Raw genomic sequence first — 25,222 nt, 5'->3', positions numbered from 1 at the left:
TTCACTCTGCAAGCTCCACCCTCACCCGTGCTAACTTCCGCGGGCCATCCGCCGGCCAGGTCAGGGTCCGTTTCACGAAGCCGGGAATCGCGGGGACATAGGGCTGGGTGCTCGTCACCGCGCCCACCGGCAGGGAAAGCGGCCAGGATGGCTGTGCCGGATCGGTGGTGGTTTCCACTGCATAGGAAAGTCCCAGTAGCGCGGCCTGTGTCCGCTCGGGATAGCTAAGCGTCACGGTCCCGGCTTGATTCATCAGTACGGGGAAGGGCAGCACACCTCCGGGCAGCGCGTGGGAACCCGAGCTCGGAGGGCTACCGAAGGCATACTCCAGCAAGTTCACCTCGCCGTCGTCATCCGGATCGTCTGCTTCCCCTGCCTCGGAGAGGCCCTGCGACCATGAGGCATAGGTCTGCGCCACCGGGATGCTCAGCGGATGGGTCGAAGTGGTCGTCGTATCGGACTCCACCGCCACCGTGGCCGTCAGCTCGGAAGTATTCGGCACGCTGGGCCAAGCCGCGGTGATAACGACATTTTCCGCTGCTGCCACCACCGCCTTCCGTACTTGCCACACTCCGGTGGACACGGATTCGACCACACAGCCGGCGGACGTAATGCTCGAAGGAGCGAGAGAGAGCGGGAAGCTGACGGTGACGGTCAGGTTGCCCGTGGTTTCCGCGCCCGTATTTCCGACCGTGAGATTGACGGATCCGCTCGCGCCGCTCTGCAAATTGGCGGGCGTCGAGCCACTCGTCAGGGCCAAGGTTGTGGGCGTGAAGATCGCTGGTCGCATGCGGTAGCCGGATCCACTCAGCAGAAGATCCACCTTGGGAACATGAGGCGGGATGAAGGTATCGTAATTGTGGAAATCGGAGCCGACCGGATTGACCCCGTAGTGGATTCCGACCAAGGCCGGTTGGCCTCCCTGCATGACAAAGGTCGGGCTGCCGGAGTCCCCGCCGATGAAGTGGGCGTCGTTCGGATCGGTCCCGGAACCCTCATAGATGAAGCGCATCAAACGCGTGGTGCCGTAGCTTGTCCCACTCCCGTCCACATCACCATTGCCGAAATCCTCGATTGTACCATGGCCCGCACGCACTACGACTCCCGGAACCAAGCCGTAGCCGAAAACCACGAGGTCGTGGCCTGCGTAGTCTCCTTCCGTAGGAAGATTCAGCCAAGCCAGAGGCTTGACGACCGACGAGGGGACGGCGGCCGCCAAGGTTCCTACCATCAGATCGGTGTTTCCCAAATCGTCCGCGGGAATCGAAGCGAGCGCGGTAATCTGCCGTTGGACCAGATTCCCATTCGAATCGATGAAGCGGAGATTATGACCGATCGCGGGCGGGGCGCCGGGATGACTAGCGCATACGAAGTGCTGCGGGGAGATCAGGGCAAACTGCTTGTAGGCTTCCGAACCGTTCCATCCCACCCCGGTGAACTTGGAGGCATCGTAGAGAAATGCCGGGTTCATTACCGTCGAGAAGGGATAGCCGGTAAACCGATCATGGAGCGCGCTATTGTACGCGCGGATGTCGAGAGCATGCCCCGGCGGGGTGAGGGCCGGAAGCAGCAGGAGGGCAGCAAGGTATTTCACAGCGATAGAAATTTAACCCGGCACTACCCCGCTGGCCAGCCTTCGATCATGCATATTGCAGATAGGCCTATTCGTCGAAGGTCCACGAGCGTTTCGCCGAGTCATCGCCCCTGCGTCGGGTCTCGTCTTCATAGCGGACGAGCTCCACGATCTTTGCCTCGCAGCGTTCCGTGATCGCCGCGGCCAAGGGCTGGGAATGCGTTACCACGATCACTTGGGTCTCCGGCGCCACCCGGGAAATCATTCCGGCCAAAGGATCGAGAAGCGCCGGATGCAGGCTGCTCTCCGGTTCATTCAGCACCAGCAGCGGCGATGGCCTGGAGCTCATCAGCGCGGCGCAGAGACAGAAGAAGCGTAGGGTTCCGTCCGAGAGCTCGGCCGCGTTCAGCCAGCGGTTGAGACCGGATCGTGCGATTTGGAGCTGGAAGCTGCCGCTGTCGTCCACCGCTCGCCATTTGGTTCCGGGAAAGGCGGCCTCTATGGTCTCGTCGAGTATGCCCGGCTTCGCTTCCTCGATCGTCTGCAGGGTTGCCGCCAAGTTCGAGCCGTCGTGTGCGAGCACCGGTGAGTGAAAGCCCACCCTCGGCTGTCGCATCGCCGATTCCGGATCGCTGCGGAACTGGTGGTAGAAACGCCATCCCAGCAGGATATCGCGGCTTGCCGTTAGCGCGGGATAGCGGCTGCCATCCCGCACTTCGGACAGCATCGATTCGGTGGGATGGAAGGGCAGGGTCAGCGCCTCCAGCCTGCCCTCCGCGTCCCGCACCTCAATCATCGGCCTCTTCCGCTTGGCCATGATCCGCCCCTTGGCTCCTCCGAACCGCAGAACCTCTTCCTTCAGGTCGGGATCCAGCTTGAAGGCGGTGATAGCCGGCCGCGGCAGCCCGCACTCGATGGAAAAGGAGAAGATCTCGTGCTCGATTTCCCAGATCACCCGGTGCGGTTCATCGGTCCGCCGGTCTCCCGCCCACATCAGGCTCGGCATGCCTCCTTCTTGCGCGATGCTTTCGGCCAGCCGGCCTTCCGCCATCCGTTGCAGCATGGAGAGCGCGCGGTAGAAGTTCGATTTCCCCACACCGTTCTCCCCGGTGATCACGGTCACCCGCCCCAGCTTCAGGCGGAAATCCCGGAGCGAGCGATAGCCGCGGAGATGGAGGCTGCGGAGCACGTCTCATCTAAGGATCGCGGAGGACTCTGCCAAGCCTTGCCCCCATCTGCTCCCGCCGCTACTGCCGGGCATGGGTTTGCGCACCAGCGATTTCCACTATGAGCTGCCAGAGGAGCTGATCGCCTCCCGGCCCTTGGAGGAGCGCGCCGCATCCCGCATGATGGTGGTCCACCGCGATACCGGCCGGATCGAGCACCGCATGTTCCGTGACTTCCCCGAGTACTTCCGCTCCGACGATCTGCTGGTGCTGAATGATACCCGTGTCATCCCGGCCCGCGTCTTCTCGGACGACGGCAAGATCGAGCTGCTCTGCCTCGACCGGCTCTCGCCCATCGAATGGCGCTCTCTCGTCCGCCCCGGCAAGAAGATGCGCATCGGCAAGACCGTCTCGGTCGGTGGCATCACCGGCACCGTCACGGAGGTCTTCGAGAACGGCGATCGCCTGATCCGCTGGGACACACCCGTGGACCTCAACCAGCACGGCCACCTTGCCCTGCCGCACTACATGAAGCGCGAGGATGAGCTGGCCGATCGCGAGCGCTACCAGACCGTTTTTGCCCGTGAGGAAGGAGCCATCGCTGCGCCCACCGCCGGCCTGCACTTCACGCCGGAGATGCTCGCCAGCCTGCCGCACGATTTCCTCACCCTGCACGTCGGCGTCGGGACCTTCCGCCCGGTGCAGGTGGATACGCCGGAGGAGCACGTCATGCACTCCGAGCGATACGCTCTGCGGGGTGAGGTTGCGGAGAAGATCAATGCAGCGGGGCGAGTGATCGCCGTCGGCACCACCGTTACCCGGGTCCTTGAGCACCTCGGTAAGGCTTCGGAGAGTGAGCGCCTGCTTGCCACGGATCAGCAGGGGGAAACCGATATCTTCATCTACCCCCCGCACCGCTTCCGGGTGATCGGCGGCCTGCTCACGAATTTCCACCTGCCGGAGAGCACCCTCATCATGCTCGTCAGCGCCTTCGCCGGAAAGGACCTCGTCATGGAGGCCTATCGCGAGGCCGTGCGGGAGCGCTATCGCTTCTACAGTTACGGGGATTGCATGCTCCTCGTCTGAGCATTCCCGCAGTCGGTGAAACCGCTTGCCACACCGGCCCCCGGGCTGTTTGCTCCGCCTGCTGTCAGGGGCCGTGGAGGTTCGGCAAGCGAATCCCGCCAGGCCTTGATCGGAGCAACGGTAGTTTGTCCGTGCTTGCCGCGGTTCCCTGGCAGCACTTCTTTTCCCAGCCGCCAGGCTCAATCGAAATCCAAGTAGATCTCGGTGCGGCGGTTGGCCCGGCGACCTTCCGGATTGTCATCCCCGCTCTCGGTGAAGTTCGGGCGGCGCGGCTGCGACTGGCCCTTTGCCTGGGTGATGATCTGGTCCTCGCGCACGCCGGTCTTCACCAGATAGTCCTTCACGATGCCGGCTCGCCGTGCGGAGAGGCTGCGGTTGTATTCCTCGGTGCCCAAGGCATCCGTGTGGCCGGAAATCGTGAGCTGCTTGTCCGCGTCGGTCTTCAGGATCTGCGCCACGATCTGGAGCTGGCGTTCCGTGCGCGGGGCCAGCACGTCCTCGTTGAAGCCGAAGTAAAGCACCAGGGTGTCACCGCCCTTCGGGTTCTTCAGCAGCGGCGAGTAATAGACATCGCCACCCGCCACGCGGGCCGCGTAGTCCGCCAGCAGTTGGTCGAGATTGATGTCGGAGACACGCCAGTGCCCGCCGTTCTGCGGCTGGCTCAGCACCAGGGAGAACTCGGCGGCATCCGCCCCGTCGGAGGTCACGACCCGGGCCAGATAGCCCTCGCTGTTCTCGCGTTGGAACATGGCACGCAGCGGCTTCTCCGGACGCATGCGGTAGTTCCCTTCCTCGAAGAGGATGCACAGTCCCGCGATCTTCGCGTCGGACACGGTGGAAGTATCCACGAACTCCTTCGCCATCTCGAATTGCTGGTGCAGCGTCGCCTGTAGGAAGGCATCGGCGATGCCCAGCGCATCCACCAGCACCGCCTTCGGCACCGGCTCACCCTCGCCGGGAGGCAGGGTCATCGACTGCACCGACCACTTGCCGGCATCTCGTTTGAGATCGAAGAAAATCCGGTCGCGGCCGGATTGCTCGCCATCCAGCCAGAGTGCCCAGCGGGCCCGCTGGTTCAGCTCCAGCTCACCCACCTCCTGCACGGCATCCGGGCGGCGCAGCTTCACCTGCCGATCCGCCGCTAGCTGGGTGAGGCGTTTGCGGGTTGCCTCGTCGAGGGCGTCCTTCCCGATCAGCTTGCCCAGTGCATTGAAATCGCCAGCTTCCAGTGCCGCGCCGATCTTCTGCATCAGCTCCGCCGGGTTGGCGGTCGCCACTCCCACCCCGGCATTGGCCAGTGCCGCTTCCGGCGTCTGTGGAGTGTCCACCATCGATTCCTTTTGGGTTGCGGCGATGGGTTCTTGCTTTGGCTCCGGTGTCGGGTTGGCGGGCGTGACGGGGGTCTGCTGCGCCTGACCCGGATCCGCGGGGGTGCCGCGTTTCAGATAGAGCGCCGCGACCAGACCCGCGAGGGCCAAGGCACCGATCACGAAAACAACTGGGAAGCGGGCGTCACGCATGGCGGGAAAAGGTATCGCACCCGTGGCCGCGGGGCCGGAAGAGCGCTGCAGAACGGATGCCCTTTCAACGCGGCAGGGGCAATCGCTTTATCCCCGGAATGCAGTCAGGGGTCACTTTCCTTCCTCCGCCTTGCGCGGCACCATCGGCAGGTCCACGCGCGCGAACTTGCCGCCGCGGATGTAGTGCAGGGTGGTATCCTGGACCGCTGCAGAGGAGGAGAGATACTGGAAGAATTCCCAAGCGTTCCGCACGGTGTTCTGATTGACCGCCACGATCACGTCGTCCGCTTGCAGATGATCCTTGGCCAGCCCTTCGGGCTTCACCGAGACCACGACCACGCCGGGCACTCCCATCATGCGCTCTTGGCCCGAGAGCTCGCGCACATCCACGCCGATGGCATTGAGCACCTCCGTCGTATCCCGGGTCTTGCCTTGGGAGGCGGCGGCTTCTGCTTCCGGCAGGTTCTCCGTGATCACCGGCTCCAGCGCGATCTGCTGGCCGCTGCGGTTGACGATCAGGGCCACTTTGCGGCCGATCCGGGTCCGCTGCACCAGAGTGCGCAGCTGGTTGATCGAGGTCACCTTGTCGCCATCGTAGGACTGCACGATGTCCTGTTCCTTCAGGCCTGCGGCTTCCGCCGGGCCGCCGGGAGCGATGTAATCCACCGATACACCGTAGCGGGTTTCCGCCATCCGCATGCCCAGGTAGCCACGCACCGGCCTCCCGCGCTCGAGAATGGCGAAGAGCGTGTCCTTCACGTCATTGGACGGAATCGAGAAGCCGACACCTTGGAATCCGGGATTCGCCCGGTCCGGCGTGTAGATCGCCGAGTTGATGCCGATGATCTCGCCCTGCAGGTTCACCAGCGGACCGCCGGAGTTACCGGGATTGATCGCCGCATCGGTCTGGAAGAGGTCGCGCTGCGTGTCGGAAAGCGAGCGCTCCACCGCAGAGATGATTCCCTGCGTGATCGTCTCGCCGAGGCCGAAGGGATTGCCGATCGCAAAGACAATCTGGCCGCGCCGTACTTGCGAGGAGTCGCCGAATTTCAGCGGGCGGAACTTTTCGCCCTGCGATTCGATTTTCAGCACCGCCACGTCGAGTTGCGGATCCTGCCCGATCAGGGTGGCCGGGTAGATCTTGCCGTCGAAGAGGGTGATCTGGATCTGGTTCTGGCCGGAGACCACGTGCTGGTTCGTCACCACGTGACCTTCCTCGCTCACGATCACGCCGGAGCCTTGGCCTTGGGTCGGCACGCGGCGGATGCCGCGCTGGCGGCCCCAGCCATCCAGCAGCCGCTCGGCCCGCTCACCCGCGGTATCGATGCTGACCACCGATGGCACCACGGCTTCCGTCAGCTTGGAGTACTCCGCATCGAGGCGGGCAAGGAGTTCCACGTCGCCCAGTTCGAGCGGCGGGCGGTCCGGCAGGGTGGCCCGCTCCGGCCGGTGCTGGGGCGCGGAACCGCCGCCCCGGCCATCCCAGAGGCGGGATAGCCCGGAGGTGCCATTGCGGATCAGGTAAACGGCACCGAAGGCCACCGCAAAAACGGCGACCAGTGCCATAAGGCGTCGAATGCCTTGTTGCATGGGTAAGGGGTGAAAGGGGGTGACTGCGCGCGGAACAGGGACGCGGGAATACTACCCTTGCAAGGAATTCCTCACAACAGCCTTATTGTCTGTGAAAAATCGTTTCACTCGGCCAGCGGCTTCGGGATCGGAAATGCCCCCTCATCCCCGGCAGCCTTGGTCAGCACCTCCACCGCCGCGATGTATTCATTCCATGCCGCCCGATGGGCAGCCATCTGTTTGAGGATAAGGCTCGTGCGATAATCGTCATCCTTCTTGTCGAGCATACGGGCCAAGGTGCGCACGCTGTCGGCGGCAGCTACCGCCGACTTGTGCAGGTCGCGGTCGCGGATGTCGATGAAGCCGCCCATCTTATCGAGCTTCTCGCGGGATTGCTCGTGGATCTGGTCGAGCTGCTTGGGCACCAGCTTGTCGGTGCTGGTGGAGGCCAACATGGTGATCGGTTCCAGCGCGTCGCGGAGTTCCTCGGCCAGCACCGCGCGTTGCAGGAAGCGAGGCCGGTTGCCGGAGCCCTGCAGCGCCAGCATGCGGGCGGAGGCATGCTGCGGCAGCGAGGCAGCGAGTTGGTTCAGACGGGCTTGAGTCGTAGGGTGGGCCACGAAGGCACCGAGTTGTTTGCCGCCGGCCGCTTTCTTGATCTCGCTGAACCGCGTGTAGGCATCCTGGAGCTCGGGTTTCGGACTGCCGCCGCCCAGATCGCAGAGTTGATCTGCCGTCTCCGCCAGCAGGACCTCGAATTTCAGGAAGAAAGCGGCGTCGTCCAGCACCACGAGGCCGGTCAGGTAGTCCGCAGCGGCGCTCGGCAGGATCAGCCGCCCTCCCACGTCCGGAGTCGCGGAAAGCGTCCGCAAGGATTTCCAGAAGTGGGGCGGCAGGCCTAGCTTTCCGTCGCTCTCCACCACCGCGAAGGTGCTGGAAAGCGGGGCTTTGCCCGTGATCGCTCCATCCAGAAGCAGCACGCAGGTCCCTGAGAGCGAGGCCCCGTTCCATGCCGCGGCGAAGGACTTCTCCTTCTCCCATGAGAAAACGCCTTGGGTCTTCCCGAGATCCGGATGCCGGCGGGCGATGAAGTTCGTCACGTTCGCTGCCGCCGCCGTGATGGCCGGGGATGCCTCACCTCCGGCGACGGCCAAGGTGAGAGGGTTGCCTTCACCTCCTTCAGCCGCTTTCAGGTGCACGGGAACCACCTTCAGAACGTTGGTTTCCGAGGTCTTGTCGCTGATCCACATCGGCGCGGCCACGGAAAGATCGGCTAGGGCGATGCCCACGCTGGCAGGCGTTTCGTCCATCGCGGGCTCGGTTTCCTCGGGCTCGGGGGCCGTCTTCGGCTGGAACGCGCTTTCCGGGGCGATCCAGTCTTTCCATGCACCCAGTTCCCCGCTCTCCCGGCGCTCCTCGGCTTTCGGGTGGGTGGGATCGGCCAGCACCAGCACGTCCTCCAGGCAGGCGGCGAGTGCCTGTGCATCGGGCCCGGCCTCGGGCATCTCAAGCCACCCGGCTACCTGCCACGCCCGGCCTAAGTTGCGCTCGATCTCCTTCACGGGCACTTTGTCAGGGGACTCGCCCGCCTGAAGCCGGGTAAGTAGCTCGCGAGCTTGGCGGTTCGCCGGATCCAAGGCCAGGGCTAGCGCGGTCATCTGCGCCATGCCGCGCCATCCGGGAGCGCCTTCCGCCAGCGGGGCTCCGGTCAGGGTCAGCACTTGCCGGGAAAGGGATGACATCGTGTCCACGTCGACCGGCAGTTTATCCCGCCGGAAAGGCACGGGCCCCTCGGCCGGAGCCACGAACTCCGCCCTTCCCTCCGTCGCGAGCGCCACCAAGGCCAATGCCAGCCATCTCATCGCCTCCATGCTAGCCACCCATACGCTCCGCCGCGAGCCGGAATTACCTCCCGGGCTATCCAAAACACGGTGCCGATTGGGGGTTGGAAGATTGGATGGAGCTGGTTTTCTCCTGCATGCCTTTACCCGCCGATCTCCACACCAGCACCCGTGAGGAAGTGATGTTCTTCGATACCGACATCGGCGGCGTCGTCCACAATCTGGCCTACCTGCGGATGATCGAAACCTGCCGCACCCGCCTCGCCGCGAAGATGGGCATGGACCTCAAGTCGATGGCGGATACCAAGCTTTTCCCGGTCGTCGTCCGCACGGAGATCGACTACCGCCGCCCCGCTACGCTCGGCGATGTCCTGCTGCTTCATGGCCGGCTCGATGAGATGCAGCGCGCCCGCTTCTGGTGTGCCTTCGAAGTCCGCCGCGAGAGCGATGACGCTCTGCTCATCACCTGCCGACAGGCCCTCGCCCTCGTGCAAATGCCCGAGGGCAAGCCCGTGCGCCTCCCCAAAGATTGGCAGGCTTGAGCGGCCGTAACGCGTCGCGTTAGACCAATCGCGCCTTCGCCGCTTCCACGATCTCGCCCAGCTTCCCGCGTTCCGGCGCCGCGCCGCGGGCTTGGTCCGGCTTGCCGCCGCCCTTGCCACCGGCGATCGCCGCGAGATCCCGCAGGATATCCCCGGCCTTGTGGCCGGTGGCCTGCGCGGCATCACCGCAGTAGGCACCCAGGTGCAGCTTGTCGCCATCGTCGACGATCACGAAGCCCGCGCCGGTGAAGCCCTGCTTCTTCATACCGTTGAGCAGCTCTTGCAGGAGCGAGGCATCCGCCTCGAAGCTGGCCACGATCGGCCCACCCGCTGCGATCAGTTCGGCCAGAGCGGCATCCGCCTGTTTGGCGGCGGCACCGGCTTGGAGTTTCTTGAAGCGCTTCTCTGCTTCGATCGAGGCCTCCTTGGTGGCTTCCAGCGCGGCACGTGCGGCCTTGAAGGCATCGTTGATCGCGCGGATGTCCGCGGCTTCGTAGTAGGATTCCACGTCCGGCAGCGGCGAGTCTTTCCCGGGCACGCCGGCTTCACCGATGCTCGCGAGCTTCTCGTTCGCGGCCTGCAGCTTCGCCTCCGCCGCCTTCGTGTCGGCGTCGAGCTGGGCCGCGGATTCCTTCAGGAAGGCTAGCGTGCTCGCACCGCAAACCGCTTCGATCCGGCGCACGCCGGAAGCGATCGCGCCCTCGCTCTTGATCTTGAAAAGACCGATCTCCGCGGTGTTGCGCACGTGCGTGCCGCCGCACAGTTCCATCGAGTAGCCGGTCAGGTCGCCTCGCCCGCCGCCGATCTGCACCACGCGCACGAACTCGCCGTATTTGTCGCCGAAGAACTGCATGATGTCTGCCCGGCCCTTCACCTCCGAATGCGGCACTTCCTTCCAGGACACCGCATCGTTCTCGATGATGCAGGCGTTCACCTTTTCTTCCATCTCCGCGATCTGCTCGGCAGTCACTGCCCCGCTGTTGAAGTCGAAGCGCAGGCGGTTCTCGTCCACCGAGGAGCCTTGTTGCGCCGCGTCCTTCGAAACGACTTCGTGCAGCGCCCAGTGGAGCAAGTGCGTCGCCGTGTGGTGTGCCTCGATCGGGCGGCGACGGGTAGCATCCAGCTTCAGCGTCACCTTGTCACCGGGCTTCACGGATACGGAGCCGTCGACAATATGTGCGCGCGCCTTGCCGACCTGTTGCACGCCGTTGACCGGATACTCGCTGCCATCAATTACGAGACTTCCCGTATCTCCGGACTGGCCGCCCATCTCGGCGTAGAAAGGCGTCGTGTCCGTGATCACGAAGAGCGCGTCTTCCTGCGGGTGCACCTCCAGCACCGTGGCTTCCGCCTCGTCGGCGTCGAAGCCCGTGAAGGCGGTCACGGCGTCGGTCGAAATATCCAGCGCGCGGACCACCACCGAGGTGCGGGCCTCGCGGTTGATCTGCTTGGCCTGCTCCATCAGGGCCTTGTAGCCCTCGGTATCCACTGTCAGCCCGCGCTCGCTGCCGAGCAGCGCGGTTAGGTCGTCCGGGAAGCCGTAAGTGTCGTAGAGTTCGAAGACGACTTCGCCGGAAATGCGGCCGTCCTTCGCATCCTTCACCGCGTCTTCGAAAAGCTTCAGGCCGCGGTCGAGCGTTCGGTTGAAGCTCGCCTCTTCCTGCTCCAGCGTCTTGCGGATGGATTCCTCGCGGTTCTTGATCTCGGGGAAAGCGGCGCCCATTTCCTGCACCAAGGTCCCCACCAGCGCGCCGAAAAATGGCTTCTCGCCGGAAAAACCAAGCTGGCGCCCGTACTTCACCGCGCGGCGCAAGATACGGCGCAGTACGTAGTTCCGGCCGGTGTTGCCCGGCATGATCCCGTCCGCGATCGAGAACGAAAGCGTGCGCAGATGATCCGCGATCACGCGGAAAGCGATCGCCTCCTTCATCTCTTCCGTGAAGGCCGTGCGGTCCGCATTCAGCGGCGGGTAGATGTTTGCGTAGGGTTTCCCGCTCAGCTCCTCGATCTTGCGGAAGATCGGCTGGAAAACGTCCGTCGCGTAATTACTAGGCTTCTGCGAGAAGTCGGTGAAGCCCTTCGTGCCCTGGATGATCGAGCAGGCACGCTCGAAGCCCATGCCGGTATCGACGTGCTTGGAGGGCAGCTCGCGGAAGGTCCCGTCGGCCTCGCCGTTGTATTGGATGAAGACGAGGTTCCAGATCTCGATGCAGAGGTCCGAGTCGTTGTTCACCAGCAGGCGTCCCTCCATCGGGTCGCCGGCCGGGGTCAGGTTCACGTGCAACTCGGAGCAGGGACCGCAGGGACCGGTCTCGCCCATCTGCCAGAAGTTGTCCTTCCGGTTGCCGTGCACGATCTGGACATTCGGGTCGCAGCCCTTGGAGATGTAGAGCTCGGCCCAGATATCCCATGCTTCTTGGTCGAAGTGACCCGGGTCGCCCGGCTGCGGTGCATAGACGGAAGCGTGCAGGCGGTGCGCGGGCAGGCCCCAGCGCTCGACCACCAGCTCCCAAGCCCAGTGGATCGCCTCCTTCTTGAAGTAGTTGCCGAAGGACCAGTTCCCCAGCATTTCGAAGAACGTGTGGTGGTACGTGTCGTAGCCGACATCCTCCAGGTCGTTATGCTTGCCGCCCGCGCGGATGCACTTCTGCGTGTCCGCGGCGCGCGGCGGATCGTAGGGTGCCTTCTCAACGCCCAAGAAGTAGGGGACGAAAGGGTTCATCCCCGCGTTCGTGAAGAGCAGACCCGGCGACTGCGGCAGCAGCGAGGCGGAGGGCACGATGGTGTGCTGCTTCTCACGGAAGAAATCGAGGAAGCTCTGGCGGATCTCGGCTGCGGTCATGGGTCGTTGAGGCGGAAAGGGCGGGGAAGGTGGCGGATAGCGCGCGGCGAGTAAAGCCCGGGCTGGGTTGTGCCGATTCCGCCACCCCCATCCGGCGTCCAAACGCTTGCGCCCCTATTCTCCCGCACACTTCGATTGATGATTAGGGAATTAATGATTAGTGCTTTCCCCGAATGATCATCCTCGTCCGGAACATCGACCGCTCCATCAGCGAAGCGGAAATGCGCAAAGTCCTCGAAAAACACGGCAAGGTGCGCAGCTTCGACCTCGTCCTGGACAAGGAAACCGGCAAGTCGAAGGGCTTTGGCTTCGCCGACATGCCCGGTCACGATGAGGCGCTCGCTGCCGTCGAGGCTCTCGATGGCTCCCAGCTCGGGTCCGAGAAGCTACGCGTGAAACGCGCAGCATCTTCCTCCCTGCTCAAAGAGCCCCCGCCTTCCCGCCCCGCCCCGAAGCGGCAGCCTCGCCCGCCCCGTCCGCCGCGGAAACGATAAGCTTCCAGCTTGGCAAGACAGGTTCATCGATTACTATCCATGGTTGGATAGGGCGTAAAGTTACGTCCCTAGGTCTCAGGTTGGTCCTTTTTGTTTCGGAAACCAATTAACCCATTGCCGTAGCATGAAAACCCGTCTCGTCTCTCGCCGCCTCGCCGGCTTCACCTTGGTCGAGCTCCTCGTGGTGATCGCCATTATCGTGGTCTTGGCCGCCATGGGCCTGAGCGTCGGAGCCCGGGCAATGAATCGAGGTAAAGAGACTAAAACCAAGAACGACGCCGTCGGACTCGTTCATGCGATCGACGACTTCAACCGCGAATACAGCCGCTATCCGGATTTCGGGGCTCAGAGTGAGGAGATCCGCGTCGAAGGCGAGGTGGGAGGTGAACTCCTGACCATCCTGCTCGGTAAGGAGGAGGTAGGTGACTCGATGCAGAACAAGAAGCAGATCGACTTCGCCACCTTCCGCGAGAGCTCGAACAAGAGCCAAGGCGGACTCGTCTACACCAGCAAGGATTCCGGAGCGAAGCCCGAGGGCCTCTACGATTCCTGGGGGAACGCCCTCTATCTGGTGATCGATACCGACAACGACGGCGAGGTCCCGGATCCCTTCAACGCGGGGAAGGTCGTTCGGGAATCCGTGATCGCCTACAGCTTCGGTGCCGACGGGAAGGCGGGCGGCGGCGATGACGTGAAATCCTGGTAAGCGCTTCGCGGGGTTTAGCCCACCCGGCTGTCCAAGCGGAAAACCTGCCCGGAGCTGTGGGGCATCCTCTCGTGCAGCGTCACGAGAAACTGCCCCACCGCCTCCGCGGTGTTGAAGCGCCCTAGCACATGCTCCGCCCGCACCTCCTCCCGCCTTTCCACGCTGAGTCCTTTGGTCATCCGTGTTTCCAGAAATCCGGGCAGCACCGCGTTCACCCGGATCCCCGCCGGGCCCAGTTCCTTCGCCAGAGACATTGTTAGCCCGATCAGCCCGGCCTTCGCCGCCGCATACGCCGCTTGGCCGGCGGGCGGGTGAATCGCCGAGTGGCTGGAGATAAAAACCAAGTGACCCGCACGCGCCCGCAGCATTCCCCGCGAGGCCGCCGCAGCACAACGCGCTGCGCCACGCAGATTGCTTTCCATCACCGCGTCCCAGTCCTCCTCCGGCAGCTTCCCGAGCAGGGCGTCCCGGGTCAGCCCTGCATTGCAAATCAGGAGATCCACCGCCCGGTCCTTGAAGAACTCCTTCACCGCGCTGGCGTCGCAGACATCCAACTCGCTCCGCCCCGGCGCAAGCACCTCGTGGCCCGCATCTGCGAAGGCCGCCGCGAGCACCCGCCCGAGACCGCCTTCACCCCCGGTGATGATCACCTGTCCGCTCACGCCTCCCAGCGTGAGAGCTGCCCGTCCCGCCCGCAAGAAGCGATGCCGACTTAGCCTTCGTCCTGAGACTCCAGATAACCCAGCATCCGCGCGCGGCGCAGCGCATGGGCGCGATCGGTCGCATGCAGCTTGCCGTAGATGTTCTTGATGTGGGTGTGCACCGTGTGCGGGCTGATTCCGAGTTGCTCGCCGATCTCCTTGTAGATGAGGCCTTGGGCCACCAGCTTCAGCAAGCCGACTTCACGGGTCGAGAGCGCCACGGACTCTTGGGGCGGTGAGTCTTGCAGGAAGCGATCCAGCAGGCGCCGCGCGATCGACGGGCTCATCGGCGCGCCGCCCCGCACCAGCTCGCGGATCGAGGTTTCCAAGGTCTCCGGCGAGCTGCCTTTTACAAGATACCCGAAAGCACCGGCGGTCAGGGCGGCGAAGACGGTGTCCCGATCCTCATAGATGGTATAAGCCAGTGGAAGAACTTCGGGCTGAACTTCCTTCACCTTGGCGATCAGCTCGATACCGGACATGCCAGGCAGGTCGATATCGGAGATGAGCACGTCGCCGGCTTGCCACAGGTTCGCCGCGAGTGCGTCTTCCGCATTGGAATAACATGCCGCTACCTCGAAGTCTTCACGTCGCTGCAAAAGCTTCGCCAAGTTTTCCAGCAGGCGCGGATCATCTTCTACTACGATGATACGAATCACTTGAACAGATGTCTTGATAGAATCAACGGGCGACAAGGCTAGCATCGGGGTATTTGAGGGGTAGCGGTAGGTTGAAGAGGACGGAAGTGCCTTCACTGGTGCTGATTCCGCAGCTCCCTCCGAGTTCCTCGGCACGTCGTTTCATATTACCCAAGCCGCGCCCGGCACGCACTTTTTCGGGTAGTCCGCAGCCATTGTCGGCGATGAGGATACGCAAATGATCAGCGTCAAACTCGATCTCGATGCGGGCTTCGCTGGCTTGCGAATGACGTGTTAGATTATGAATGGCTTCCTTCACCGCACGGCTCAGGGAAATCGCTGCGGTTGCATCTCCCGTGATTGCTTCATCCGGGGTGCCAAGCACGTTCCACACCAGCCTGATGCTGCGCGTATCGGAGAGCTCCTGCGCATAATTCCGGATCTCGGTCATCCACTCCACCCACGGCAGACGGTTCTTCTCCAGCGTGCTCATCAGGCTCCGCACCTCACGGCTGCCTTGCAGAGCCATCGTTTGGATATGGCGCAGCGTTTCTTCACGGGCAGGTCCCTGTTCTTCCTCTCGGCCCAAGCTGGCGAGTACTGCGAGATTCGCCGTGATCCCGCCGATCCCGTCATGGAGATCACGCACCAAGGCCTCGCGCCGGGTGGCGGCCAATGCTTCCTCAGCACGCAGCTGGGCCGCATGTCCTTCCGAGATCTCGAGTGTCTGCCGCTGAATGATAAGAAGGATGGTGCCGAAGTTCCAGAGGTAGGCGAAGGTCACCGTTCCCAGGAAGGTTAGCCATTGCGCCATGGTGGCATCGAACAATGTCGCGGGGGGCGGTTCCATGGCCACCCTGAGCATGCGGAGTACCAGCAGCGCCGCATAACCCAGGAACATGAAGCCGGTGAAGCGCGTTGAGAATCGCATCCCATCCGTCTTGTCACGCAGCAGGGCGATCCCGCACTGGCCGTAAAGGAACAGCAGGAGGACCGAGGCCATCATGATCCGCGCGCTCAGGCTGTCGTGGATGAAAACAAAGTACGCGTAGCAGGGGATCAAGATCAGCAACCCGATCGTTCCTGTCGCATTCCACTGCTTCTGCCCTAGGAAGCTGCGGGCCCCTACCAGATAGCAAACCGCGGCGGCGATCGCGCTCAGATTGGGGATCAGCGTCGTGATTATCCGGTTGTCCACTACCCCTTGCAGCGGCAGCAAGGCGGTGGTCACCGCGTTGAAGACATTGCCCGCGGCCCAAAAGGGAATTCCCTTCATCCGCCGGTTCAGGGTCCAGAGCACCAGCATCCCCATCGCCTGTACGGCGCAGAGTATGCTGGTGGCTAGGATCAGCGTGCGGAGATCGGGGAGCATCCCGCAGGAGAGATTAGCTCACCCTGCGGGATGGCCAAAGATCATTCGGTCGTCTTGTCCGCTTTACCCTTCTTCACGGGTTGCACGGCGGATTCCTCGCTGCTGGAGGTGCTGGGTCGCGGCACGATCACGATCGCGTGCTTCTCATAGCGCGCGCTCGCACCGGCTTGCTGCAGGATCATGTTGAGTGCTGCCGAGGCAGGCACCTTCTTGACTTGAAGCGTCACCTCGCGATCGGCCAGCCGGTTGGAAGGATCCTGAATCATGAAGTTCGGTGCGAACTTCCCTCCGGATTTCTTCTCGATCAGCATGCCGAGAGCGACCAGCGCTTCCGAAACCTCGGTCTTGCTGAAATCGATCTGCTCGATTTCGTACTGCGCCAGTTGTCGCGATCTCGCCCGGGCCGCGATCGAATCCTGGTTTTGCTTTAACTGCCCGAGTTGATAGCGGGCGTTGGCGTTGTTCGGTTGCAGGCGGAGGATTTCCTTGAAGGCGAGCTCGGCCGCCCTCACGTCTCCTTCTTCGACCGCGGCCATCCCTTGTTTGTAAAGGGTGGCAGCGGTATCGGCGCGCACGGGCAGGACTGCCAGTACGGCTAGTATCAGTACACGCATCTTCATTGGGGTTTGCGTTTGCAGGTTTTGGGCACGTGGCAAATGCGGGGTTTACCACTTATGAAGAAGTTGCAGGGAACTTGCAGCACGATCAACAGCCAAGCCGCAGGCTTGCGAAGATTTCCGGGAAATGGCCTCTCATTGTCCATGCAAGGTGAAGACGCACGGTGGATGCGACGCGCGATCGACGAAGCGCGCAAGGGATCAGGACGTACCTCGCCCAATCCAGCTGTCGGCGCCGTGATCGTGAAGGACGGCGTGGAACTCGGCTGCGGCTGGCATCGCGGTGCCGGTCTGCCTCACGCGGAGCGGGAAGCGATCGCAGCTGTTAGAGAAGCGCACGGGGAGGCGGCCCTGCGCGGTAGCAGCATCTACGTCACGCTCGAGCCCTGCTCCACCCACGGGCGCACACCGCCTTGCACGGAGGGCTTGATCGAGGCCGGTATCAGCCGTGTCGTCTATGCGGCGGAGGACCCGAATCCCGCGCATGCCGGCCGGGCAGACCGCCTTCTGGCGGCTGCCGGGATCGCCGTGCAGAGCGGCGTGCTGGCCGATGAAGCCGCCGCAATCATCCGTCCTTTTGCGAAGGTCCAGCGCAGCGGCATGCCTTGGGTCATCCTGAAGACGGCGATGAGCTTGGACGGCCGCATTACCCGGCCACCCGGGGAGAGCATGTGGCTCACCGGGCTGGAAGCACGCGCGGAAGTCCAGCGTCTGCGGGCTTCTTGCGAAGCGATCCTCACCTCCGGAGAAACCTTGCGCAGGGACAATCCCCGCCTTGATTTGCGTGATCCGGAACTCGCCGCGGGCCGTGCCCAGCCGTGGCGAGTGGTACTTACCCGGGATGCCGCCTCGCTGCCGCCTGAAGCCCATCTCTTCACCGATGCGCATCGTGAGCGGACCGTAGTGGAAGATCGCGATCATCCGGCGGAGGTTCTACGCAGGCTTGTCGTGGAGAGAGCTGTTAGTTCCGTGATGGTAGAGTGCGGTGGCCGTCTCGCCGCGGAGCTCGTGGAGGCAGGCTTGGTCGATGAATGGGTTGCGTTTCTCGCTCCATTGCTCAGTGGCGGGCCTGTTCCCGCTCTGGCGGGTGCGGGAATGGGAGAGGGTGTGAAGCTGGAGGCTCCGGCATTCCAGCGCTTCGGACCCGATGTGATGCTCAGGGCATTGGTCCGGCGCGATTGAGTACGCGGTTTTCACACAGCCCTCATCTTCTCTTCACGCATCTCTCTAGCGTCGTGGGCTGGTCGTTGCCCTCCTCGCAAGTGACTCTATCAAAAGCCAAACCCACGGGGGTCGCGGTCTCGCGCTCATCCCTTGTCAGACCTCGTACGCACCGGCGCGAAAAAACCCGGTGCTGCCGCAAGGCTGCACCGGGTATTGCTACGGCTAGGTCCGCTCCGATCTCAGCGGCAGTAACCGCCGCCGCTGCTCCACCGCACTTCCACGTGCGGGCGATGGTGATGATGGTGGCGGATCGGGATCACCCGTGTGCGCCACACCGCGCATCCATGGCGATCATAGTAAGCGACGTAGCGCTCGATGTAGGCTGGTCCGCGGCACGAGCGGTGAAACTCGACGTAGGTCCGCGAAGGACGATGATAGTGTCTCGCATCCGCGGTGGGAGTGGCGACGAGTGCGGCGATACCGAGAGTGAGGATTCCGATCAGCTTCTTCATGTCGTTGAATTGGGATTCACCGGTTCCGACGGAGATGCGCCGTGCTTATTCAAGTTCCGCGTGATTTTTTCCGGGCTTCTTCCAAACGAACCCTCCGTTTCCCATGGCGCGCGGAACAATCGAATGAGATCGTGCTACCGAACGTCACAACAAATCCGACTATGAACGATTTCAATTCATCCTCTGCTGGCGAAGAGCAATCCACCACCGGTGCGCCGCGTTACAACTCTTTCTCAGAAGCGTTCAGCTCTGCCCGGGCGGACGCATCCTCCATCGCGCGGGAGGCCGCCCCCAAGCTGAAGCAGGCCCTGGCGGGAGCTGCTCATGACATGGCCTACGGGGCGGCCTTCGGCGCTTGCTTCGCCGCTTGTTTTGCCAAGGAATTGGTCCCCTCAAGCGTGAAGGACACCCTTCGGCGTGGCATGCGGGATGGTCGTCGCGCTGCGGAGAAGGCCGCTTCCGAAGTGAGTTCCCCTGTCTCCGCCGATACGCCTCCGCCTCTCGGCGCATAATACCCTTGTTACCTTGAAACAATCATGGCGGCACCGTCGGGGAACGACGATGCCGCCATGTGCTGTTTCAGGCGTGCTGGGGGGCTTTTCAACGGCGACGGCGTAGCGTGAACGCGACGCCCACAAATCCGAGTGCGAGCGCCGATGGCTCTGGTACGGCAGTGATGCTGATGTTGGAAATGGTGGCGAAATTGGTACCGAGATTCAGCGCGGTGGCCGGGAGAATCGCGAAACCTGTGAAGCGTAGTCCCGCGGCTCCCGCTGCCACGGAAGAGCCGGTCTGGAAATCGACCACGGCGCGTCCGGATTCAGGAGGTGAGCCGATGATGCCGAGCAGTTCCAAGCCGATGATGTTCACCAGTGTCCCGTCTTCGGCAGGGGCGTCGATCGCATTGCCGGCCCCGTCAAGCATCTCGATCCCGAAACTCGGCGTGAGGCCGAGCGTGGAGTTCAGCAGCCCGTTGCTACCGTCCACGTCGAAGACCACGCGGTACACCGTGTTAGGCAGGAGGAAGAGCTCCTCTCCCGGCTCGTCGAAGGTCGCGGTGGCTTGCCAACTCATCGTGGCACCCAGGCCGACCCCCAGACCACCAAGCAGCGAGTCCGGATCGTTGCTGATGTTGAATTCCAGCCCGCTTCCCGAAAGTGCAACCTGGGCTCCGGTATCTGCCACGCGGATCTCGCCCAGCAGGTTGGAGCCGAGCACCACCCCACCTTGGGCCGTCGCTTGCCAGTAGGTCCCCAAGGCACCGCTAGCAGTGCCGCCGATGTAGGTTCCCAGCACTGCCCCTTCGGGGATTGGCGGGTCTACCGTGATTTCATCCGCAGGCGAGAAGAGCCCGGGATAGTTTGAGCCGTCTACAAGCGATTGGCCGTTTGCAAGGTAGCAGGAGGAGGCCAACGCTGCAGCGAGGAGGGGTGCGCAGCATTTCATGCACTGAACACCATGGGGGAAAGCCCAACCCTGCTCAATGCCCTGACGGGACTTTATTCTTATAAAGCAATAAGAATAAATGACTAACGCTACGCGATCGCGGGGGGTGCGTTTCCCACGCTTGCCCCGGAGCCGGGGGAGGACCCCGGCTCCGGCGCTGTGCTGTCCCCCCGGGGCACACTCCCCGGGAGATTGTTTTTACCAACGAGTCGGAAAGAAAGCAGGCGGCCCGGTCCATGCGGGACACGGGCCGCCGATTCACCTGTACCTGTCAGTCGAATTTCACGCGCAGGAAGGCGCGGACACTGTCGGGAGTTTGTCCCGGCACGCGGAAGGAGCGGTATTCCCAGCCCACCGGCAGAGCGGGCAAGTCAGCCACGAAGGCGTCGTCCTGGGTCACCTCGGATACGGCGAGACTCCAGCTTGCCAGATCGAACGAGCCTTCCACCCGGTAGTTCGCACCATCTTGCGTAGCGATCTGGTCTCCCCCTTGGTTGGAGAATTGGGCTCCGCTGCGCACCGGCAGCGTCATCACGAAGGCGGAGGTTTCCGGACCGCTGCCATCCGGATCGCCGGTCGCGAAGTCCACGTCGTCGTGGCCGCCGGAGTTGGGGTCGGTGGAGAGTGCATACTCCTGCTTGTTCGGCTTGCCGTCGCTGTCGGGATCGGCGTCCGGATCCTGCATCGATTCCGGGATCTCGTTGTCTTCCACCCAAACGGTGTAGGGGTCGATTTGCTCGACCATCAGGTTTGAAATGGTTGCGAAGTTCGAGCCGATTCCCAGCAGGTTGAGCGGCAGGACCGCACCGCCGGTGAAGCGCACCTTCGCCGCGCCGGAGCCGACCGTCGTGCCGGTACGGAATCGCACCGTGGCCCGCCCCGTCCCCTGTGGCGCGCCCACCACTTCGAGCAGGTCGAGGCCCAGGACGTTGATGAGGGTGCCGCCGGTGGAAGAACCCACCGGATTGTTGGCACCGTCGAGCAACTGCATCCCGAAGCTTGGCGTGATCCCGAGGGTCGAGTTCAGGAGCCCGCTACCATCGACCACGTTGAAGCTGATCTCGTAGACCGAGTTGGGCGAAAGAGCCACGACCGCACCCGCCTTGTCGAAGGTGGCGGTGGCGCTCCAGTTCATCGTCACGCCGGTGCCAAGCAGCGACAGAACTCCGGTGCTTACCTGGTTGAATTCCAAGGCGGATCCGCTGAGCCGGACTTGTGCCCCGGTTGAAGCCAGAACGATTTCGTCGTCCAGGATAAGATTGGTTGCCAGTTTGAGGCCGCCGGTAGCTTCGGCGTCCCAATGAAGCCCGAGCGGGCCGGAACCATTGCCGCTCAGCAGCAGCTGCGCGATGGAACCTTCGGGAGCGGTGGGGTGAACGACGGTAACTGCGGCACCGGACGGATTGAACAGGTCACCATAGTTCGATCCATCGACAATAGCTTCGGCCCCTAGGGAGGACGCGAACGCGGGAAGTGCTGCGAGCGTAAGGGATATACAGCGTTTCATAGCAACGGTGAGAGTCGATGCTCTCGCCGTTACAAACAAACTGCCGCTTGAACTTTCTCCTTATTGAGTTATAAGGTGAAGTTAAGTTCACGCTTGTGATGGACGTGGCGACTTGTAGGCGTCGTTGATCTTCAGCGCCGTCTCAAGGACCTGCGTTGCCTTTTCCCCGGTACGTAAATGAATGGCGTAGGTGAAGGCGTCGGGAAGCAGGAAATCGAAGGTCTTCAGGATCCCGAGCCCGGCGCTTTCGATGCCCATCCGCTTGTCGGCTTCGCCCGGGAACACGAGGATTCCGAGCCCCGAGATGCATGCTTCGCGGGCGGAACTCTCGTCGTCGAAGGGTATCATGTCGGGGGGCAGGAGTCCGTACGACTCCGAGCACCAACGCTCCAAGAAGGGCATATATCCGGGGATCAGTCGCTCGCTCGGTACCAAGATGGTGGATCGCATGATTTCCGGGAAGCGGAAGTTGGCGGGGTCCAGATCGAAATATACCCGGTTCCAGGCGAGCGTGGTTCCCTGCTGTCTTTCCAGCTCCACCCGTTGCAGTGCGGCGGAATCACCGATCTGTAAAAAGGTCCCGGTGACCACGATATCGACCTGATGTTGTTCGAGCGCGGAGGTCCAACAGAGAAAGCCTTCCGGATGGACGATATCGAGATGCTCCGGCGAAGGGATTCTTTCCCGCAAACCCGCCTCGATACGGTTCCCGGCGATCGAACGATCGATCATCACTCGAACGATTCCACGGATCTCCCGCACGTGCCGGCCCATCCGGATGCCGAGCCGCTGGTGCTCCGCCACGATCTTGCGGGCGATCTCGAGCAACTCCTTGCCCTCGCGGGTTATTTTCAGACCTTCCTGCACCCGCTGGAAGAGACGGAGGCCGGTGTTGGCTTCCAATTTGGCAATCCGCTGGCTTACGGCCGGCTGGCTGATTCCTTGCCGGGCGGCGGTTTCTGAAAAGCTGCCGCAATCGGCAAGCTGCACGAAGGTTTCAAGACAGGGAAGGTCGGGATCCATCGGCCGGTGGTTTCAGGGCGCGCTCCATCTGATCCGTGATCACCGGCAGGAATTCGTAAGGATGCTGCCTGAGATAGGTCACACAGAGGGGGAAGCCGGCCACTGATTCAAAGGGGAGAAAGCTAACTTGCGGGGAACGGCTGAAGGAAGCCGGTTGTACGCACACGATCGCTTCGGTATCGCCTTCCGGCCGCTCCTCCGCCCAGCGCATGAACTGGGTTTGCGAGCAGAGGGAGCCGCTGCCCCCACCGCAGGCTTCGATCTTCTTCAGCCGGTCCAAGGCCAGGGGGCGGGTGGAAAAGTCGGCGAGCGACCAGTTCAGGTCTGCCAGTGCACTTGGATCCAGCGTCGGTTCTCCCTCGCGTTGGCGTGCGCAGGCCACGTCGAAACGCATCGGCGGCAGGTAGCGTGTTTCAAAGCGGCGGCCCGGAGTGCCATCCAAGGCGAAAACCATGTCGCAGGCTCCGGATTCCAGGGCACCGCGGCCATCATCGCCGCTCACCTCAAGGAAAGAGATCCGGAAACGGCTGTCGTGCCGGAGCGAATTGAAGAGGCGGCCGAAGTGGCGGGTATTGAAAACATTCCTGTCGGCTCCCAGACGCAGGGTGCGGCCGTTGCGGTGGATCTTGTCCACCGAGGCTTCAAAACGACGCATCTCGGCGAGAAGCGAGGTCATCTCCCGGTCGAGAAGTTTTGCCGCGCTTGTCGGGCGTGTCTCGCCGGTTTCGTTCGAGATAAACAATCGGTCTCCCAATTGTTCCTCCAAGCTTTGCCAGATACGCCTCACGTTGGAGGGACTGGTACGCAGCTCCAGTGACGCGCGACTTACCGAACCCTCATTCATGAGGGCGGTAAATGCACGTAGGTGCAAAGGGTCAAGGTTCATCGAAGTGGGAGGAAGGGGAACAGCAGTGTAGTGCAGTTACTTAGTAATGTTTGATGATCTAGATGTCAACAACGGTTAGTCATTTTATAAAAAAAGCAAAGTACCCCCGGACCGGGTATAGAGCGGGTATGACCTAGCCGGGACCTCAGCAAAAACCTATCGATACGCGAAGGCAAGTTAAGGAATGTCAGATTTATTTACTACTTAACCATCTTTTGCCGGGATGGTTGCTTGTCCGCCGCTTCGATGGAAGGGGCAAAATCCTTCCGACCCTTCCCCTTTGACAATCCGGGAGGCCGCCACCACGCTCCGCCCGAACTTCAGAAGGACTCCCGAATCATGGCTTACGATCTTATCGTCATCGGTGGCGGCCCTGCCGGCTACGTCGCTGCAATCCGCGCTGCGCAACTTGGCAAGAAAGTCGCTTGCGTGGAGGCGGACCGCGCTGGCGGCACCTGCTTGAACTGGGGCTGCATCCCGACCAAGGCGCTGCTCAAGAATGCGGAGCTTTTCCACACCCTGTCGCACCGCGCCAAGGAATTCGGCTTCTCCTTCGATAACCTGCAGTACGACTGGTCCGCGGTGGTCGGCCGCTCCCGCACGGTTTCAAACAAGCTGGCAGGCGGCATCGAGTTCCTGTTCAAGAAGAACAAGGTCGACTACGTTCGCGGCTTCGGCGCGATCAGCGCCCCCGGCAAGGTCGAGGTGACCGCTGCGGACGGTGCCAAGAGCACTTTGGAGGCGAAGCACATCATCGTCGCCACGGGTGCCAAGTCCCGCCCGCTCCCGCCGCTGCCCTTCAACGGCACTACCGTGATCGGCTCGAAGGAAGCCATGGTGCTCGAGAAGCAGCCGAAGAGCATGATCATCATCGGCGCGGGTGCCATCGGCGTGGAGTTCGCCTACATCTACAACGCCTTCGGCACCAAGGTGACCGTCGTGGAAATGCTGCCGCGCCTTGTTCCGGTGGAAGACGACGAGATCGGCGACGCCCTCGAGAAGTCCTTCACCAAGCAGGGCATCCGCTGCCTCTCGAACCACAAGATCACCAAGACCGAGGTCAAGGGCAGCCAGGTCGAGGTCACGGTTGAAGGTGCCAAGGAGAACGGCGTCCTCACTGCGGATGTCGTGCTTGTCGCGATCGGCGTGCAGCCGGTGCTCCCGGGCCCCGGCGGAGTCCAGCCGGAGCTGACCGAACGCGGCTTCGTCAAAATCGGCGACCGCTACGAAACCTCCATCCCCGGCGTTTACGCGATCGGCGACGTGAGCGGCCCGCCGCTGCTCGCGCACACCGCCTCCTTCGAGGCGATCCAGTGCGTCGACGGCCTCTACGTGGAAGGCCACACCCCGCGCAAGGTCACCGTCTTCCCGGGCTGCACCTACTGCCACCCGCAGATCGCCTCCGTCGGCAAGACCGAGCGCGCGCTTAAGGAAGAGGGTATCGAGTACAAGGTCGGCAAGATCCCCTTCGTCGCCATCGGCAAGGCCATCGCCTCGGGCGAGCCAGACGGTTTCGCGAAGCTCCTCTACGGCAAGAAGCACGGCGAACTCCTCGGTGCCCACATCATCGGTGAGAACGCCACCGAGCTCATCGCCGAGATGGGCCTGGCGCTTGACCAGGAGCTTACCGCGGACGAGATCCACGCGACGATCCACGCTCACCCGACCATGAGCGAGGTCATCCACGAAGCGACGCTGGCCGCCGACGGCCACGCGATCCACTTCTGAAGATTGGAGTAAGTCAGTCTTTTCCCAAGGGGGCAGCGGGTTCACCGCTGCCCTTTTTCGTTTTGGAAGAAGAGGAGATATGTCGGCGGTCTCCGGCTCCCCCGGCGCAGAGGATTTGGAATATGGAAATGGGTTGTCTCCCCTTGCGGGGTTTGCTAGGCGGATGATGTTTGAGGGATAGCACAGGTCCTATCTCCCATGGGTAGGAACTCCGTACCTGGGCGATCCCTTGGTTCCGCCGCGCTACCCAAAGGACGCGACGGGACCGACAGACACGAAACCCAAAAAC

Annotated in this window: 22 protein-coding genes and 1 other RNA gene; 8 read left to right on the top strand and 15 right to left on the bottom strand. The window is 62.7% G+C overall.

What is annotated here, in order from left to right:
- Position 1 precedes the first annotated feature (1 nt).
- Both OJ996_RS06580 and OJ996_RS06575 read right to left on the bottom strand, forming a co-directional pair.
- Complete coding sequence (locus tag OJ996_RS06580; RefSeq protein ID WP_264512475.1) at positions 2-1,594, bottom strand: hypothetical protein; 1,593 nt, start codon at positions 1,592-1,594, stop codon at positions 2-4.
- 67 nt (positions 1,595-1,661) lie between these two features.
- A complete protein-coding gene (locus OJ996_RS06575; protein WP_264512473.1) occupies positions 1,662-2,762 on the bottom strand; it encodes an AAA family ATPase in 1,101 nt (366 codons plus the stop codon).
- Between the two features lie 76 nt (positions 2,763-2,838).
- Here OJ996_RS06575 and queA point away from each other — a divergent pair, with 76 nt between their 5' ends.
- Together queA and ffs are read left to right on the top strand one after the other, a co-directional pair.
- Positions 2,839-3,825 (top strand): tRNA preQ1(34) S-adenosylmethionine ribosyltransferase-isomerase QueA, encoded by a 987-nt coding sequence (gene queA / locus OJ996_RS06570; RefSeq protein WP_319800684.1) that lies wholly within the window; start codon positions 2,839-2,841, stop codon positions 3,823-3,825.
- Between the two features lie 62 nt (positions 3,826-3,887).
- An RNA gene (gene ffs, locus OJ996_RS06565) (signal recognition particle sRNA small type) lies at positions 3,888-3,982 on the top strand.
- A gap of 22 nt (positions 3,983-4,004) precedes the next feature.
- Here the strand turns inward: ffs and OJ996_RS06560 are convergent.
- The 3 genes from OJ996_RS06560 to OJ996_RS06550 form a co-directional block, all read right to left on the bottom strand.
- Entirely contained in the window at positions 4,005-5,345 is a 1,341-nt protein-coding gene (locus OJ996_RS06560) for an OmpA family protein (RefSeq protein WP_264512469.1), read from the bottom strand.
- A gap of 111 nt (positions 5,346-5,456) precedes the next feature.
- Complete coding sequence (locus tag OJ996_RS06555; RefSeq protein WP_264512466.1) at positions 5,457-6,935, bottom strand: S1C family serine protease; 1,479 nt, start codon at positions 6,933-6,935, stop codon at positions 5,457-5,459.
- Between the two features lie 104 nt (positions 6,936-7,039).
- On the bottom strand, positions 7,040-8,776 hold the full coding sequence (locus OJ996_RS06550) for a hypothetical protein (RefSeq protein WP_264512464.1): 1,737 nt from the start codon (positions 8,774-8,776) through the stop codon (positions 7,040-7,042).
- A 116-nt stretch (positions 8,777-8,892) separates the two neighbouring features.
- On the opposite strand from OJ996_RS06550, the gene OJ996_RS06545 reads away from it, so the two are divergent.
- A complete protein-coding gene (locus tag OJ996_RS06545; protein WP_264512462.1) occupies positions 8,893-9,297 on the top strand; it encodes an acyl-CoA thioesterase in 405 nt (134 codons plus the stop codon).
- A gap of 19 nt (positions 9,298-9,316) precedes the next feature.
- On the opposite strand, the gene alaS is transcribed toward OJ996_RS06545, so the two are convergent.
- Entirely contained in the window at positions 9,317-12,139 is a 2,823-nt protein-coding gene (alaS, locus tag OJ996_RS06540; protein ID WP_264512460.1) for an alanine--tRNA ligase, read from the bottom strand.
- Between the two features lie 173 nt (positions 12,140-12,312).
- On the opposite strand from alaS, the gene OJ996_RS06535 reads away from it, so the two are divergent.
- Positions 12,313-12,633 (top strand): RNA recognition motif domain-containing protein, encoded by a 321-nt coding sequence (locus tag OJ996_RS06535; protein WP_264512458.1) that lies wholly within the window; start codon positions 12,313-12,315, stop codon positions 12,631-12,633.
- Positions 12,634-12,757: 124 nt separating this feature from the next.
- A complete protein-coding gene (locus OJ996_RS06530; protein ID WP_264512456.1) occupies positions 12,758-13,339 on the top strand; it encodes a type II secretion system protein in 582 nt (193 codons plus the stop codon).
- 14 nt (positions 13,340-13,353) lie between these two features.
- Here the strand turns inward: OJ996_RS06530 and OJ996_RS06525 are convergent, their stop codons facing one another.
- The 4 genes from OJ996_RS06525 to OJ996_RS06510 are packed head-to-tail and all read right to left on the bottom strand — an operon-like array spanning position 13,354 to position 16,670.
- The gene (locus OJ996_RS06525) at positions 13,354-14,001 is read right to left on the bottom strand and encodes an SDR family NAD(P)-dependent oxidoreductase (protein WP_264512454.1); all 648 of its coding nucleotides are present in this window, start codon (positions 13,999-14,001) and stop codon (positions 13,354-13,356) included.
- 50 nt (positions 14,002-14,051) lie between these two features.
- Positions 14,052-14,699, bottom strand: coding sequence for a response regulator transcription factor (locus OJ996_RS06520; RefSeq protein ID WP_264512452.1), 648 nt, complete (start codon positions 14,697-14,699; stop codon positions 14,052-14,054).
- Between the two features lie 22 nt (positions 14,700-14,721).
- A complete protein-coding gene (locus tag OJ996_RS06515; protein ID WP_264512450.1) occupies positions 14,722-16,050 on the bottom strand; it encodes a sensor histidine kinase in 1,329 nt (442 codons plus the stop codon).
- Between the two features lie 41 nt (positions 16,051-16,091).
- Complete coding sequence (locus OJ996_RS06510; protein ID WP_264512448.1) at positions 16,092-16,670, bottom strand: STN domain-containing protein; 579 nt, start codon at positions 16,668-16,670, stop codon at positions 16,092-16,094.
- 141 nt (positions 16,671-16,811) lie between these two features.
- On the opposite strand from OJ996_RS06510, the gene ribD reads away from it, so the two are divergent.
- A complete protein-coding gene (gene ribD, locus OJ996_RS06505; RefSeq protein WP_425605551.1) occupies positions 16,812-17,849 on the top strand; it encodes a bifunctional diaminohydroxyphosphoribosylaminopyrimidine deaminase/5-amino-6-(5-phosphoribosylamino)uracil reductase RibD in 1,038 nt (345 codons plus the stop codon).
- A gap of 221 nt (positions 17,850-18,070) precedes the next feature.
- Here the strand turns inward: ribD and OJ996_RS06500 are convergent, their stop codons facing one another.
- Positions 18,071-18,343: a hypothetical protein gene (locus OJ996_RS06500; protein ID WP_264512444.1), complete on the bottom strand. Its 273-nt coding sequence runs from the start codon at positions 18,341-18,343 to the stop codon at positions 18,071-18,073.
- A gap of 161 nt (positions 18,344-18,504) precedes the next feature.
- Here OJ996_RS06500 and OJ996_RS06495 point away from each other — a divergent pair, with 161 nt between their 5' ends.
- Complete coding sequence (locus OJ996_RS06495) at positions 18,505-18,855, top strand: hypothetical protein (protein WP_264512442.1); 351 nt, start codon at positions 18,505-18,507, stop codon at positions 18,853-18,855.
- Between the two features lie 88 nt (positions 18,856-18,943).
- Here OJ996_RS06495 and OJ996_RS06490 read toward each other — a convergent pair whose 3' ends face one another.
- The 4 genes from OJ996_RS06490 to OJ996_RS06475 all read right to left on the bottom strand — a co-directional run bounded on the left by OJ996_RS06490 (position 18,944) and on the right by OJ996_RS06475 (position 23,205).
- Positions 18,944-19,756 carry a hypothetical protein gene (locus OJ996_RS06490; RefSeq protein ID WP_264512440.1) on the bottom strand — a complete coding sequence of 271 codons (813 nt, stop codon included), beginning with the start codon at positions 19,754-19,756 and terminating at the stop codon, positions 18,944-18,946.
- A gap of 304 nt (positions 19,757-20,060) precedes the next feature.
- On the bottom strand, positions 20,061-21,296 hold the full coding sequence (locus OJ996_RS06485) for a hypothetical protein (RefSeq protein WP_264512438.1): 1,236 nt from the start codon (positions 21,294-21,296) through the stop codon (positions 20,061-20,063).
- An 87-nt stretch (positions 21,297-21,383) separates the two neighbouring features.
- Entirely contained in the window at positions 21,384-22,319 is a 936-nt protein-coding gene (locus OJ996_RS06480; protein ID WP_264512436.1) for a LysR family transcriptional regulator, read from the bottom strand.
- Positions 22,294-23,205, bottom strand: a complete 912-nt coding sequence (locus OJ996_RS06475; protein WP_264512434.1) for a LysR family transcriptional regulator — start codon at positions 23,203-23,205, stop codon at positions 22,294-22,296. The genes OJ996_RS06480 and OJ996_RS06475 overlap by 26 nt, the downstream gene beginning before the upstream one ends.
- Positions 23,206-23,544: 339 nt before the next feature.
- Between OJ996_RS06475 and lpdA the strand changes: the two genes are divergently transcribed.
- The gene (lpdA, locus tag OJ996_RS06470; RefSeq protein WP_264512432.1) at positions 23,545-24,933 is read left to right on the top strand and encodes a dihydrolipoyl dehydrogenase; all 1,389 of its coding nucleotides are present in this window, start codon (positions 23,545-23,547) and stop codon (positions 24,931-24,933) included.
- The last annotated feature ends 289 nt before the right edge of the window (positions 24,934-25,222 follow it).

The sequence above is a fragment of the Luteolibacter rhizosphaerae genome, assembly GCF_025950095.1.
Classification (GTDB): Bacteria; Verrucomicrobiota; Verrucomicrobiia; order Verrucomicrobiales; family Akkermansiaceae; genus Haloferula; species Haloferula rhizosphaerae.
Note: the sequence above shows the minus strand (reverse complement) of the source record. Positions and strands in the feature narration are given on the sequence as shown.

Bases quoted from the DNA above. Each gene is read 5' to 3' on its own strand.
- OJ996_RS06515 (WP_264512450.1), bottom strand. From the start codon at position 16,050: ATGCTCCCCGATCTCCGCACGCTGATCCTAGCCACCAGCATACTCTGC.
- ribD (WP_425605551.1), top strand. From the start codon at position 16,812: ATGCAAGGTGAAGACGCACGGTGGATGCGACGCGCGATCGACGAAGCG.
- OJ996_RS06550 (WP_264512464.1), bottom strand. From the start codon at position 8,776: ATGAGATGGCTGGCATTGGCCTTGGTGGCGCTCGCGACGGAGGGAAGG.
- alaS (WP_264512460.1), bottom strand. From the start codon at position 12,139: ATGACCGCAGCCGAGATCCGCCAGAGCTTCCTCGATTTCTTCCGTGAG.
- lpdA (WP_264512432.1), top strand. From the start codon at position 23,545: ATGGCTTACGATCTTATCGTCATCGGTGGCGGCCCTGCCGGCTACGTC.
- OJ996_RS06495 (WP_264512442.1), top strand. From the start codon at position 18,505: ATGAACGATTTCAATTCATCCTCTGCTGGCGAAGAGCAATCCACCACC.
- OJ996_RS06530 (WP_264512456.1), top strand. From the start codon at position 12,758: ATGAAAACCCGTCTCGTCTCTCGCCGCCTCGCCGGCTTCACCTTGGTC.
- OJ996_RS06475 (WP_264512434.1), bottom strand. From the start codon at position 23,205: ATGAACCTTGACCCTTTGCACCTACGTGCATTTACCGCCCTCATGAAT.
- OJ996_RS06510 (WP_264512448.1), bottom strand. From the start codon at position 16,670: ATGAAGATGCGTGTACTGATACTAGCCGTACTGGCAGTCCTGCCCGTG.
- OJ996_RS06485 (WP_264512438.1), bottom strand. From the start codon at position 21,296: ATGAAACGCTGTATATCCCTTACGCTCGCAGCACTTCCCGCGTTCGCG.
- OJ996_RS06560 (WP_264512469.1), bottom strand. From the start codon at position 5,345: ATGCGTGACGCCCGCTTCCCAGTTGTTTTCGTGATCGGTGCCTTGGCC.
- OJ996_RS06535 (WP_264512458.1), top strand. From the start codon at position 12,313: ATGATCATCCTCGTCCGGAACATCGACCGCTCCATCAGCGAAGCGGAA.
- OJ996_RS06500 (WP_264512444.1), bottom strand. From the start codon at position 18,343: ATGAAGAAGCTGATCGGAATCCTCACTCTCGGTATCGCCGCACTCGTC.
- OJ996_RS06555 (WP_264512466.1), bottom strand. From the start codon at position 6,935: ATGCAACAAGGCATTCGACGCCTTATGGCACTGGTCGCCGTTTTTGCG.
- OJ996_RS06545 (WP_264512462.1), top strand. From the start codon at position 8,893: ATGCCTTTACCCGCCGATCTCCACACCAGCACCCGTGAGGAAGTGATG.
- OJ996_RS06480 (WP_264512436.1), bottom strand. From the start codon at position 22,319: ATGGATCCCGACCTTCCCTGTCTTGAAACCTTCGTGCAGCTTGCCGAT.